The organism is Boseongicola aestuarii (genome assembly GCF_900184815.1).
GTDB classification, from domain to species: Bacteria; Pseudomonadota; Alphaproteobacteria; order Rhodobacterales; family Rhodobacteraceae; genus Boseongicola; species Boseongicola aestuarii.
Map to the genome: position 1 here is coordinate 207,451 of NZ_FXXQ01000003.1, position 12,464 is coordinate 219,914.

The 12,464-nt window shown below is 59.9% G+C and carries 12 protein-coding genes; 5 read left to right on the forward strand and 7 right to left on the reverse strand.

The genetic code is table 11. The features are described 5' to 3' along the window. Position 1 precedes the first annotated feature (1 nt). The 5 genes from BOA8489_RS06735 to BOA8489_RS06755 all read right to left on the reverse strand — a co-directional run bounded on the left by BOA8489_RS06735 (position 2) and on the right by BOA8489_RS06755 (position 5,187). On the reverse strand, positions 2-589 hold the full coding sequence (locus BOA8489_RS06735; protein WP_176440222.1) for a glutathione S-transferase family protein: 588 nt from the start codon (positions 587-589) through the stop codon (positions 2-4). Next, the gene (holA, locus tag BOA8489_RS06740; protein WP_093973241.1) at positions 586-1,608 is read right to left on the reverse strand and encodes a DNA polymerase III subunit delta; all 1,023 of its coding nucleotides are present in this window, start codon (positions 1,606-1,608) and stop codon (positions 586-588) included. Before holA ends, BOA8489_RS06735 begins: the two co-directional genes overlap by 4 nt. After that, positions 1,605-2,081, reverse strand: coding sequence for an LPS assembly lipoprotein LptE (gene lptE / locus BOA8489_RS06745; protein WP_093973242.1), 477 nt, complete (start codon positions 2,079-2,081; stop codon positions 1,605-1,607). The genes holA and lptE overlap by 4 nt, the downstream gene beginning before the upstream one ends. Beyond that, positions 2,068-4,623, reverse strand: coding sequence for a leucine--tRNA ligase (gene leuS / locus BOA8489_RS06750; RefSeq protein WP_093973243.1), 2,556 nt, complete (start codon positions 4,621-4,623; stop codon positions 2,068-2,070). The genes lptE and leuS overlap by 14 nt, the downstream gene beginning before the upstream one ends. A 78-nt stretch (positions 4,624-4,701) precedes the next feature. Continuing rightward, positions 4,702-5,187 (reverse strand): DUF3576 domain-containing protein, encoded by a 486-nt coding sequence (locus tag BOA8489_RS06755; protein WP_093973244.1) that lies wholly within the window; start codon positions 5,185-5,187, stop codon positions 4,702-4,704. 245 nt (positions 5,188-5,432) lie between these two features. On the opposite strand from BOA8489_RS06755, the gene BOA8489_RS06760 reads away from it, so the two are divergent. Together BOA8489_RS06760 and BOA8489_RS06765 are read left to right on the forward strand one after the other, a co-directional pair. Continuing rightward, positions 5,433-6,302: a porin gene (locus BOA8489_RS06760; RefSeq protein WP_093973245.1), complete on the forward strand. Its 870-nt coding sequence runs from the start codon at positions 5,433-5,435 to the stop codon at positions 6,300-6,302. A gap of 94 nt (positions 6,303-6,396) precedes the next feature. Beyond that, on the forward strand, positions 6,397-7,050 hold the full coding sequence (locus BOA8489_RS06765; protein ID WP_093973246.1) for a YggS family pyridoxal phosphate-dependent enzyme: 654 nt from the start codon (positions 6,397-6,399) through the stop codon (positions 7,048-7,050). Here the strand turns inward: BOA8489_RS06765 and BOA8489_RS06770 are convergent. After that, positions 7,041-7,547, reverse strand: coding sequence for a L,D-transpeptidase family protein (locus tag BOA8489_RS06770; protein ID WP_093973247.1), 507 nt, complete (start codon positions 7,545-7,547; stop codon positions 7,041-7,043). The two genes, BOA8489_RS06765 and BOA8489_RS06770, sit on opposite strands and share 10 nt — an antisense overlap. Positions 7,548-7,625: 78 nt before the next feature. Next, positions 7,626-8,702 carry a GTP cyclohydrolase II gene (gene ribA / locus BOA8489_RS06775; protein WP_093973248.1) on the reverse strand — a complete coding sequence of 359 codons (1,077 nt, stop codon included), beginning with the start codon at positions 8,700-8,702 and terminating at the stop codon, positions 7,626-7,628. A gap of 159 nt (positions 8,703-8,861) precedes the next feature. Here ribA and BOA8489_RS06780 point away from each other — a divergent pair, with 159 nt between their 5' ends. From BOA8489_RS06780 to BOA8489_RS06790, 3 genes are all read left to right on the forward strand, one after another. Then, positions 8,862-9,551, forward strand: coding sequence for a response regulator transcription factor (locus tag BOA8489_RS06780; RefSeq protein WP_093973249.1), 690 nt, complete (start codon positions 8,862-8,864; stop codon positions 9,549-9,551). Positions 9,552-9,773: 222 nt separating this feature from the next. Beyond that, a complete protein-coding gene (locus BOA8489_RS06785) occupies positions 9,774-12,047 on the forward strand; it encodes a putative monovalent cation/H+ antiporter subunit A (RefSeq protein ID WP_093973250.1) in 2,274 nt (757 codons plus the stop codon). Further along, positions 12,044-12,463, forward strand: coding sequence for an MnhB domain-containing protein (locus tag BOA8489_RS06790; RefSeq protein WP_093973251.1), 420 nt, complete (start codon positions 12,044-12,046; stop codon positions 12,461-12,463). The genes BOA8489_RS06785 and BOA8489_RS06790 overlap by 4 nt, the downstream gene beginning before the upstream one ends. The last annotated feature ends 1 nt before the right edge of the window (position 12,464 follow it).

Below are 12,464 nucleotides of genomic sequence, written 5' to 3' on the forward strand. Positions count from 1 at the left end.
ATCAGCGGTTCTTTTGTGATGCCGCCCATGCCGGGCGGGCTTTTTGGCGGTCGAGGTAAGACTGCGCCTTTTCGGAGATCTCGTGGAAATCGGTGGCCCAGAAGATGCAGTGCGTGGCGATGATGTCGGCGATGGTGAAGGAGTCGCCGCCGATGAAGTCTGCATCGCCGAGTAGCGTGTCGAATTTGGTGTTGGCTTGCCGGAAATCGGTGTCGAGGAGGGGGAAGATCTCGGGGTGGCGCAGCTTTTCGGGCAGCACGTAGCTGTGGCGGGAGCGCATCCAGAGAGGGACTTCAAACTCGGTTAGCAGGAAGGCGATGCGGGCATCCATATGGGCGCGGGCGTGGGTGCCGGGTGCGTATGTCAGGCGGCTTTCGCGGTCGGACAGGTGATAGAGGATCGCGGTGCTGTCAGTGAGTATGGTGTCGCCATCTTTCAGGACGGGGACCTGCTTTAGCGGGTTCAGCGCGTTGATCTCGGGCGAATGCGGGCGGGCGATATGGTGATCGTAAGGCAGGCCCAGTTCTTCGAGGCACCACAGGACGCGGGAAGTTCTGGTGGCGGTTGGGCCAATGACGGTCAGGGTCATCTTCGGTTCATCCATGCGATTTTGAGGAGGGTGCGTTCCATGAGTGCCATGTCGGGGGCGCGGTTTGTGGAGCGCAGAGTGAGGTCGGTATCGAGGAGCAGCGCCAGCGCGCGTTCTGTTTTGTGCATGCCCCATTGGGTGGCCTGGCGTTGTATGCGGTCGCGGCGGGGGCCGAAGACGGGGGGTCTCAGCTTGCCGATGCCGCTGCCAGGGCCGCCGGGATCGGAGGCAACAGTGTGCAGCGTCTTGAAATGACGCGTTGCGCCGATGCAGATGCCGACCGCGCCGATGCCTTGCGCTTGCAGGCGTTTCAGGACAGGGCCGATGCGGTGCGCTTCGCCATCAGCTGTGATGTTTAGGACGTCGTCGATGCCCGCTTCAATGGATTGAGGGGCGGAGAGGTCGACCTCGTCGGGTGTCAGGGGGGTGTCGTCGCCCCGTTTATAGAGGGCGATTTTTTCGAGCGTCTGGCGGAAGTCGCCGGGGTCGATGACGCGCGAAAGGTTGGTGAGGGCGGCCATGGCGTCGGTGGAGATATTGGTGAGGCCGGACTGGTTGAGCGCGGCTTCGATTTCGGCGCGGCTGGGCGGGTCGTCGTAGATGCCGGTGGCGTAGGCCGTTGAATGATCCTCGAAGGCTTTGCGGAGTTTGGACTTAGCAGTGAGTTGTCCGGCGGTTGCAACGATCTGGGCGTCGCCCGGTTGCCAGTCCGCGAGGGCGGCTTTGATCGTCTCTGTGAGGCCGTCGGTGGCGTCTTCGACGAAGGCGACACGGGGGCCGGGGAAAAAGCCCTGAGATTTCAGGGCGTCATTGAGGAGGGCCGGGTCTTTGCGCAACTCGGCGGCAGGAATGCGGGTGAGGCGCATTTCCTCTTCGCCTTGGGGGCCTATCAGGGCTTTGATGACTTCCTGGCGGCGCAAGGCCACGCGCATGGCGTCCGAGCCGTAGATCAAAAGGCCGGTTTTGGCCGGGTCGGGCTTGGCGAAATAGGCGGGCGCGTCGCGGGGGGAGAGTTTCATATCGCGTCGGCGCGGGCGAGTATGTCGGCGGTTATGCGGTCGGCGAGAAGGATCATCAGGCGCTCGCGGGCGTCGCGTTGCGCGATGATTGTGGCGACCGTGGTCGAAGTGGCGGAGTAGGCGGTGAAGCTTTGTTCGCTGCCGGAAAGCACCGTTTCGCCGTCACGGGTCAGGATCCAGTCGACTTTGCCGATCACGTTGTAGCGGTTGATCGAGCCGTCGGGCAGGACGCCGATTTCTTCTTCGGCAAGGAAGATGTCGGCGTCGAGGATCATATCCGGAGCTTCGGGCAGACCGAGACGCTCTTTAAGGCGGCGGGTCAGGGCGCGGCCTTCTTCGTCGACCGGAGGCAGGACGTCGATGCGGCCCGAAAGGTTTTGGGCCATGCCGCCGGGTCCGTAGACAGGTTTGAACCCGCAGGCGGCGAGGCCTGCGGCGGCGATCAGAAGAAAGGTGCGTCTAGATAACGACATTCACGATGCGCCCCGGCACGACGATAAGCTTTTTCGGCTGGCCGCCTGCCAGCGCTTTGACGACAGCATCGTTGGCAAGTGCCAGCTTTTCAACCTCTGCCTTGTCCATGTCCTTGGGCACGCTGATTTCCGCGCGGCGTTTGCCATTAATCTGTATCGGCAGGGTGACCGTGTCTTCGACGAGGAGGCTTTCGTCGGCGACAGGCCACTGGGCGTTGGCGATGAGGCCTTCGCCGCCGAGCATGGACCAGACTTCTTCCGACAGGTGCGGGGTGAAGGGGGCCATGAGTTGAGCGAGAGTCTTTGCAGCGTCGCGTTTGGTGGGCGTGCTGGCCTTGGATTTCTGAAGGGCGTTCGTGAAAGCGTAAAGCTTTGCAATTGCGGCGTTAAAGCCGAATGTGTCGACGCCCATCGTGACGTCGTGGATGGCCTTGTGGGTGGCGCGCATCAGGTCCTGATCTTCGGCGGCGTTGCCTTCGTTGTCGGACGCATTCGCGATTTCGGAAGCGATGCGGTGGACGCGGGCGAGGTGTTTTGCCGAGGCTTCGGCCCCGGAGGCGGTCCATTCGACGTCGCGCTCTGGCGGGCTGTCGGAGAGGACGAACCAGCGGGCGGTGTCTGCGCCGTATTGGTCGATGATCGCCACGGGATCGACGACGTTCTTTTTCGACTTGGACATTTTGGCGGAGGGGATGATTTCAACCTCCTGACCTGTCGCGCCAAGGCGCGCGCCACTTTCGTGGACTTCTACGTCTTCAGGGAAGTGATAGACCGGGCGGTCGTTTTCGTCGCGGGTGACGTAGATCGCGTGGGTCACCATGCCTTGGGTGAAGAGGGCGTCGAAGGGCTCGATCGCAGAGGCGGGCAGGTGGCCGCAGATGTGCATGGCGCGGGCGAAAAAGCGGGAATAGAGGAGGTGCAGGATCGCGTGTTCGATGCCGCCGATGTATTGGTCGACGTTCATCCAGTATTCGGCGTCTTCCATGCTGGTTGGAGTCGTCGCGCGGGGTGCGGTGAAGCGTGCGAAATACCACGAGGAATCGACGAAGGTGTCCATCGTGTCGGTTTCGCGTTTCGCTGGCTTGCCGCAGGATGGGCAGGCGCAATCGCGCCAAGTGGGGTGACGGTCGAGTGGGTTGCCGGGGACGTCGAATGTGACGTCTTCGGGGAGTTCGACGGGCAGGTTTTCTTTCTTTTCGGGCACGACGCCGCAATCATCGCAGTGGATGACAGGGATCGGGCAGCCCCAGTAGCGTTGGCGGCTGAGGCCCCAGTCGCGCAAGCGGTAGTTGGTGACACCTTTGCCCCAGCCCGCTTTTTCGGCGAAGTCGATGGTGGCGTCGATGGCTTCGTCGCCGGTGGCAAGGTCGAGGCCCGCGAAGTGGTTTAGCCAGCGGACCTTTTCTGTCTTGGGCGGCACGAAGGCTTCGTCGCGGACTGGCATGGGATTTTCTGGCGCGAGGAACGTGTCGATCACCGGGAGAGCGTATTTGCGGCAGAAGTCGAGGTCACGCTGGTCATGCGCCGGGCAGCCGAAAATCGCGCCGGTGCCGTAGTCCATCAGGATGAAGTTGGCGATCCAGACCGGCAGAACCCAATCGGGGTTCAGGGGGTGTTTGACTTTGAGGCCGGTGTCGAGGCCCAGCTTTTCGGCTTTGTCGAGCGCCTCGGCGGTGGTGCCGCCCTTGGCGACTTCGGCGCGGAAGGCGGCGACGTCCGGGTTGGTTTCGGCCAGTTCCTTGGCGATGGGATGGTCGGGGGAGATGCCGACGAAGGACGCGCCCATCAGCGTGTCGGGGCGGGTTGTGTAGACCTCGATCGCCTGACAACCGTCGGTGCCTTCGAATGAGAATTGCAGGCCGCGTGATTTGCCGATCCAGTTGGACTGCATCAGCTTCACTTTGGCGGGCCAGTTGTCCAGTCCGTCGATGGCGTCGAGCAGTTCTTCGGAGAAGTCGCTAATTTTGAAGAACCATTGTGTGAGTTCACGCCGCACGACCTCAGCGCCCGAGCGCCAACCTTTGCCGTCGATAACCTGTTCGTTGGCCAGAACGGTCATGTCGACCGGATCCCAGTTCACGGTAGCGTTCTTGCGATAGACCAGCCCCTTTTCGAGGAAGTCGATGAACATGGACTGTTGCTGGCCGTAGTATTCGGGGTCGCAGGTGGCGAACATGCGCGACCAGTCGAGGCCGAAGCCAAGCGGTTTCATCTGCGCGACCATCGTGTCGATGTTTTCGTAGGTCCAGGTCTTCGGGTGGCCGCCGATGGCCATGGCGGCGTTTTCAGCGGGCATTCCAAAGGCGTCAAAGCCCATCGGGTGCAGGACGTTGTGACCCGTGGAGAGCTTGTAGCGCGCGATCACGTCGCCCATTGTATAGTTGCGCACATGTCCGATGTGGATACGGCCCGACGGATAGGGAAACATCTCAAGCACATAGTATTTCGGTTTGCCGCCCTCTTTGGTCGCGACAAAGGTGCCGGCCTCGTCCCAGGCCTTTTGCCATTTCGGTTCGATGGTCTTGGTGTCGTAAGCGGACATGGGGCAAGTCTTTCGAGAAAGTGAAAAGGCCGGGCGTCGGGGCCCGGCCAGCGTGTTAGTCGGGCGAGCGGATAAGGTCTATAGGTCGAGGTCCTGAATGCGAAGCTGCCGCGCGCGGGTCAGGATCGCGTCTTCCACGGCGCGCACGGTTGCAGTCGGTACGGGGCCTGCGCGTGTGGCAAGGGCAAGGTTCAGCGATCGTGCCTCAAGCGCTGGGTCGCGCACGAAGACCGTCGCGCGATAGGCGGTTCCGCCGCCGGGGGGTGTGCCAAAGCCGGTCACGATCAGTCCTGTGAAAGGGTCAGCAGTCTGGATCGGCAGGAAGTCGAGTACGTCGAAAGTGGCGTTCCAGATATACTTGTTCACCTCGATCGTGACGTTCGGATCGTCCCGGTTCGAGAACAAATCCCAGATCGTTCCGCGCCGCTCTTCGTTGGCGAACGATTCGTTTTCGGCGGGATCCTGATCAAACACGTTGCTGAATGCGCCGCATCCGGACAGAAAAACCGCCAACGCGAGTGGCGCCAGAGCTTTGCCTGCGACAATTCGTGCGAATGCCCGCATGTGCCTTATCCTTCCTTCTATTCAAGGCATGAGTAGCCGAGCGTTCCCTGTGTCTCAAGGGGTTTCGCGGCAAATGACCCTGTGTCCGCTTCGCAATCACTGTGGCAAAGCTGCACCATCCCTTTTGAGTCTCATTCGGTGCGGGGCAGGTGACTTGCAATCTTGAGCCCGGAGAGGGAAACACGTTTCCAATCAGTTCGGCCTGACCGAATTGAGATGAACCTTTTACACACGAGGGAAAAACGATGAAAAAGGTAATCTTGGGCACTACAGCTCTGGTTCTTACAGCTGGTGTCGCATTCGCAGACGCCCACGCTGGTGTTTCTGTTGGCGGTTCGGCTGAAATCTGGGTCAACGACCTGGGCAGCGACATCCAGTTCAACAACGACGTTGAGCTCACATTCTCCGGTTCCGGCGAAACAGACGGCGGTCTGGGCTTCGGCTTTGACTACGCTTTCGTTGACGGCTCCGAAGACAACAACGAAGTTTACATCTCGGGTTCCTGGGGTAAGCTGACTGTTGGTGACGTAGACGACGCACTTCAGAAAGTCGCTGGCATCGGCGACATCGGCTTCGACGGTCTCGGCGTAGACAACGTTGCTGAGCTTGGTCGCGGCATCGGTGACTCGAATGGTGTTCTGTACTCGAACACAATTGGCGCAGCATCCATCTATCTGTCGATGAACCAGGACACTGGTCTGGACGACATGGCGATCGGTGTTTCGTTTGACGCTGGTCCTGTAACGATCGGCATCGGCTACGAAGACACAACCGGCTTCACAACGCTCGGTTCAGACGCTATTGACGGCGTAACAGCTGTAGACCTTTCGGGTTCGTTTGGTGCGGTTGGCTTTGACATCCTTTGGATCGATCACGACCTCAGCACCAACTACGGCGCCATCCTGTCCTATGACGCTGGTGTCGCAACGATCAAGCTTGGCGTTTCCGACACAGACGCGTCGGCAGGTACTCTTGCAACTGTTGATCTGCCAGGTGGCTCGGCAGTCGGTGTTGGATTCGAAACCGACCTCGGTGGCGGCGCCTCCCTGTCTGGCGGTGTTGTAGACAACGACGTCGACACTGTTTGGGACCTCGGCATCGGCATGTCCTTCTAATCCAACCTGGATTAGATACGATTTGGAAAGAGCGGGCCTTGGCCCGCTCTTTTCTTTTTGGCATCAGGGATGCACCGAATAACGGAGCGTCGACATGAGCCTGCAAGAGATTCAAACCCGTATCGAGAACGCCTGCCTTGCCGCAGGCCGTGCGCGCGACGCCTGCACCCTGATCGCTGTCAGCAAAGTCCAGCCGAACGAGCGTGTCCAAGCCGTGCTGGAGGCGGGGCACAGGGTCTTTGGCGAGAATCGTGTGCAAGAGGCACAAGGCAAGTGGCCCGATTTCAAGGCGCGCTTCGAGGGGGTCGAGCTTCATCTGATCGGTCCGCTACAGACCAACAAGGCGCGTGCGGCGGTGGAGTTGTTTGACGTGATCCATACGGTGGATCGTTCAAAACTGGCGCGCACACTGGCACGTTTGGCGGATGAGATGGGCACCTGTCCCGATATTTTCGTGCAGGTGAACACGGGCGACGAGTCGCAAAAGGCAGGCGTTTCGGTGGACGACGCGGATGCGCTGGTTGCCGAGTGCCGCGACCTGGGGCTGCCGCTGAAGGGGCTGATGTGCATTCCGCCCGTCGGCGAGGCCGCGGCGCTTCATTTCGCTTTGCTGGCCAAGATCGCCGCGCGCAATGACCTCAAGGGCCTCAGCATGGGCATGAGTGGCGATTTCGAGGACGCGATTGCCCAAGGCGCGACCCATGTGCGGGTCGGTTCGGCCATTTTCGGCGCGCGCGACTACGGCTGAGGCGGCACGATCAAGCGGGCGCCGAAGCGAATACGTTGGGCAATCCAGAGCAAATGGTCGGCGCGCATGGCCACGCAGCCCTCGGTCGGCGCCTGCGCGCGTCTCCAGCGATGCAGGAAGATCGCCGAGCCTGCGCGATACCGGGCGCGGGGCCAGTTCCAGTCGGTGATGATCACCAGATCGTAAAGGGGATCCGCGCGAAAAAGCCGCTCGTGACTGGCTGGAAACGGCGCGCGAACCATCAGGTTGTAATCTTCATGGCGCGGATCATCACACCAGAGATCACCGGGCCGGATCGGGACCGCCCAGTCGGCCGGACGCGCCATGCGATCGGGGCGATAAAGCAACCCGACAATGCCGTGAACCCCGACCGGCGTCGCGCCGTCGCCTTCTGTCTTGTTCGCGCTCACACCGCCGCGCCCGATCGTACAGGGGAAATCGCGACCCCGAAAGCGCAGGCCGCGCGGACTTAAGACCATATCGTTCGGCGTCTTCATCCTTTCAAAAATACCACGGGGGGTCCAAGGGGGCAGAGCCCCCCTGTGGGTCGCGGCGCGAAGCGCCGGGAAACCACATCATAGAATATGCCCCGACTTCTTGGCCTTCACGTCGAGATATTTCTTGTTCAGTGGATTGAGCCCGACGCTCAAAGGCACACGCTCGACCACATCGATGCCTTGCGCCTGCATCATCGCGACTTTGGCGGGGTTGTTGGTCAGCAGGCGCACTGCGCCAAACCCCAGCCGCTTCAGGATATCCGCGCCGGTGCGGAAATCGCGTTCGTCGTCTTCGAAGCCCAGCCGGTGGTTCGCTTCCACCGTGTCGAACCCCTGATCCTGAAGCGCATAGGCGCGCATCTTGTTGGCCAGCCCGATGCCGCGCCCTTCCTGATTGAGATATAGAAGAACCCCGGCACCTTCTTCGCCCATCTGCCTCAAGGCGGCCTGCAACTGCGCGCCGCAATCGCATTTCAGGGACCCAAGGACGTCCCCGGTGAAACAGGCCGAGTGCAGCCGGGCAAGCACGGGTTTGTCGCGTGCCGGGCGGCCGATTTCGCAAGCGATGTGTTCTTCACTGCCGTCGGTCGGTCGAAAGACATGCACGCGTCCCTGCTCGGAAACGGCTATGGGTACGCGGCCTGTAACGACTTCCTTATGTGCAATCGGGGCGGACAGGGCGGCTGCCGTGTCCTCGGTGGGAAGAAGTGTAAGGTCTGGCGGGGCGTCCTCGGATAGCGGCACGACAATGGCTGCGGGCAGCAGCCACGCGGATTTCACCAGTCGCACCGCAAGGCGGTGAAGGTCGGCGTCGCCGTCGCGAATCGAGGTGAAGGGGCCTTTCATCGGGGAGGACAGGTCGTCTTTTGGGTCAGCGACATGGCGCACCCATGCTGCATCGGCGGTTTCGGGTACCTTGACCCGTGCGATATCGCCGTCATAAGCGCGGGCGCGAAGTGTTTCGGCTCGCCTTGTGGTGATAGCAAGCGTCGCGGGCCCGAGGGTACGGGCGGCAGAGAGGCGATCGTTGCTAAGACCTTCGGCGGCGAGCACGAGAGCCGCAGCATCCTTACTTCGCAAAACGACGGGCAATCCGAGCCGAAGGTCGGTGCGCGCCCGTGCAATACGGTCGATCAGAGAAGGAACAAGCGTCATGTTGCCTTGTGATTAATCATATTCCGAGCCGCGCCCCTAGACAGAAATTGAAACATTTTGGTCCGTTGTCACACGAGCGCGTGAGAAAATGCAGCAAATCTTGTCGGATGCAGGATTGAAGCGCATCTGTTGCTCATCAGTCCAAGGAGGGCGAGGCCCATGTCACAGAACTTGAAGAAGATTTTGCTGGTCGACGATGACGACGATCTGCGCGAAGCGCTTGGGGAGCAGTTGGTGATGACCGAAGACTTCGATGTCTTCGAGGCCGACAGCGGTGCGGCCGCTTTGGAGCGCGCCAAGGAAGCAATTTACGATCTGGTTATTCTGGACGTGGGTCTGCCGGATACGGACGGGCGCGAGTTGTGCCGTGTTTTGCGCAAGCATGGGGTGAAATGCCCGATCTTGATGCTGACCGGGCATGATAGCGACGCGGACACGATCCTTGGGCTTGATGCGGGCGCGAATGACTACGTGACGAAACCCTTCAAGTTTCCGGTGCTTCTGGCGCGTATTCGTGCGCAATTGCGTCAACATGAGCAGTCCGAAGACGCGATTTTCCAGCTTGGGCCTTACTCGTTCCAGCCAGCGCAGAAGATGCTGTTGACCGAGGACGAAAAGAAGATCCGTCTGACGGAAAAAGAGACAAATATCCTCAAGTTTCTTTACCGTGCCTCGGAAGGCGTTGTGGCGCGGGATGTGCTGTTGCACGAGGTCTGGGGATACAATGCGGGTGTGACGACGCACACGCTGGAGACTCATATTTACCGGCTTCGTCAGAAAATTGAACCAGATCCGTCAAATGCACGCCTTCTTGTTACAGAAAGTGGTGGATACAGGCTGGTGGCCTGATTCGAATCCCGTTTCCGTGTCCGGGTTATGGCACGGTTCCTCCCTGTAAGACTGGCCGGGCCTTGTGCCCGGTCTTTTTTGTCAGGAACGGCCTTAATTAAATACTTGACAAAAATTATCCGAAATAGGCGTTTGAGAGCCTTTGAGCCCCTTGGCAAGTCGGCGTGGAGGTCTATGTTCCCGTGAAGAAATTACCGTCCAAAGAAAGAAGTCGTTCCTAAAATGGCCGCCGCGCAAGACAACTCTCTCCCGACTTCTCCGGGACAAGCGCTGGCTGGATGGGTGTCCGTTTTGATTTCCGTCGCGTTTTTCGTGGGCTTCTGGCAGGCTTTGGGGCCGGTCGGAAACGGCGAAGTCTTGCGCTGGTCATGGGAGTGGGTGCCGTCGCTTGGGATTTCGCTCAGCTTTCTGATCGACGGGTTGAGCCTTTCCTTTGCGCTGTTGATCTCGGGCATCGGTGCTTTGGTGATGTTGTATTCGACCAAATACCTGGCCGGGCATAAACATTTTGCGCGGTTCTTCCTGTATCTGACGCTGTTCATGATGGCGATGCTAGGGCTTGTTCTGTCGGATAACCTATTGTCATTGTTTGTTTTCTGGGAGCTGACTTCGATCACGTCCTATCTGTTGATTGGGTTCAGTCACACAAGTGCCGACAGCCGACGGTCGGCTTTGCAAGCGTTGCTGGTGACCGGTGGCGGTGGTTTGGCGTTGCTTGCGGGCATTATTCTGATCGGCTGGGTAGCGGGCACTTATGAGTTGTCGGAAATCCGTGCGCAGGGTGACCTGATCCGCGAACATGGGCTCTATCTGACGATTTTCGTACTGTTCCTTTTGGGTGCCTTTACGAAGTCGGCGCAAATTCCGTTTCACTTCTGGTTGCCGAATGCGATGGCCGCACCGACGCCCGTCAGCGCGTATCTGCACTCGGCGACGATGGTGAAGGCGGGGATTTACCTGCTGGCGCGGATGCACCCGACGTTGGCGGAGACGGATGTCTGGCTTTGGACGTTGACGATCGCGGGATCGGCGACGGCGGTTTTTGCAAGTTTTATGGCGGTCAAGCAAACCGATCTGAAACAAATCCTCGCTTATACGACGCTGATGGCGCTGGGGACCTTGACGCTGTTTTTGGCGGCGGACACGGGTTATGCGATTACGGCCGCGATGACCTTTCTGATTGTGCATTCGCTTTATAAAGCGGCGCTTTTCATGATTGCGGGCGCGGTGGATCACAGCACGGGTACGCGGGAGATCGACCGGTTGGGCGGTCTGGCGCGCGCCATGCCGATCACGACAGCGGCGGCGGCTTTGGCGGCCTTGTCGATGGCGGGCTTTCCGCCGTTCTTGGGGTTCATCGGCAAGGAGCTGAAATACTATGGCGCGCTGGCGGTGCAATCCGAGCCTTTGCTGGTGGCGGGTGCTGTGTTGCTGGCCAACGCGCTGATGCTGGTGGCTGCTGGTCTGGTCGCCTTTCGTCCGTTCTGGCGCGGCACGCATTCTACGCCGATGACGCCGCATGAAGCGCCTTGGCAGCTTTTGGCGGGGCCGGTGATTTTGGCGGTTCTGGGCGCGTTGTTCGGCATTAATTCCGATCTGATTGCCAATACGTTGATCAAACCGGGGGTTGCTGCAATTTCCAGCGGAGAATTGGAACCGGTGGAGCTGAAGCTTTGGGCGGGGATCAATCTGCCGCTGATCCTGTCGGGTATCACCATCACGCTGGGCATCGTGTTGTTGATTGTGCATCGCCGGATGCGTGCGTTCTTGCTGGCGATGGAAGCGCGTTTGCCGAGCTTTGATCGCGGCTGGGATAAGTTTCTGGACGGGATGAAAGCGACGGCCGCCTGGCAGACACGCATTTTGCAGTCGGGCGTGATGCGGTATTATCTTTATGTGATCTTCGCGACCCTGCTGGTTGCGGTTGGCGGCACGTTGATCTGGACGGGCGCATTCACCGGTATCCCGGATATTCAGGGCGTGCAGGTCAAGCATTGGGTGGTGGTGTTCCTGATCCTGGCGGGGACGGCCCTGACGACGATCACAAACAGCCGGATCGCAGGGATTGCGGGGCTGGGGGCGGTCGGGATTGGTGTGGCGCTTATCTTTATCATTTACAGTGCTCCGGACGTCGCCATCACACAGCTCTTGGTCGAGACCTTGATCGTGGTCTTGTTTGCGGTCGCGGCTTTGCGATTGCCGATGCTGAAGCCAGAGGACGGATTTCCGAACCGCAAGTTGGATGCGTTGTTCGCGACCGCCATTGGTGCGGTCGTTGCGGCGATCATGATCACGGTGACGACGGGGCCGATCAACCGGCGTCTGACGGAATATTTCGAGCAATCGAGCTGGATCGACGCCTATGGGCGCAACATCGTGAACGTCATTCTAGTGGACTTCCGTGCTTTGGATACCTTCGGCGAAATTGCCGTGGTGGCGGTTGCCGGTATAGCCGCCTGGGCGATCCTTAAAGGTCCAAAGGAGGATGCGAAATGAAGTCGATCATCCTGACCGCGGGCGCGCGATTGCTGGTGGCGCTTTTGCTGGTGTTCTCGGTTTTCATGTTGCTTCGCGGGCATAATGTGCCGGGCGGCGGTTTCATTGGTGGGTTGATCGGCGCTGTCGGTTTTGTGGTTTACGCAATTGCCTGTGGCACATCAGAAGCGCGCGAGGCGTTGCGTCTGGCGCCGGAAAAGATCGCCATGGCGGGACTCGGTATTGCGCTGTTTTCGGGGTTCATGGCCTTTGTGATGGCGGACGATCCGTTCACGGGGCAGTGGCTGTTCATTGGCGCGACCGAGACGGACAAGGGTCTGCCGCTGTCGTCGGTGCTGGTCTTTGATATCGGGGTGTATCTGGTCGTGATGGGCGCGATCCTGACGCTGGTTTTTGCGCTGGAAGAGGAGGTCTGAG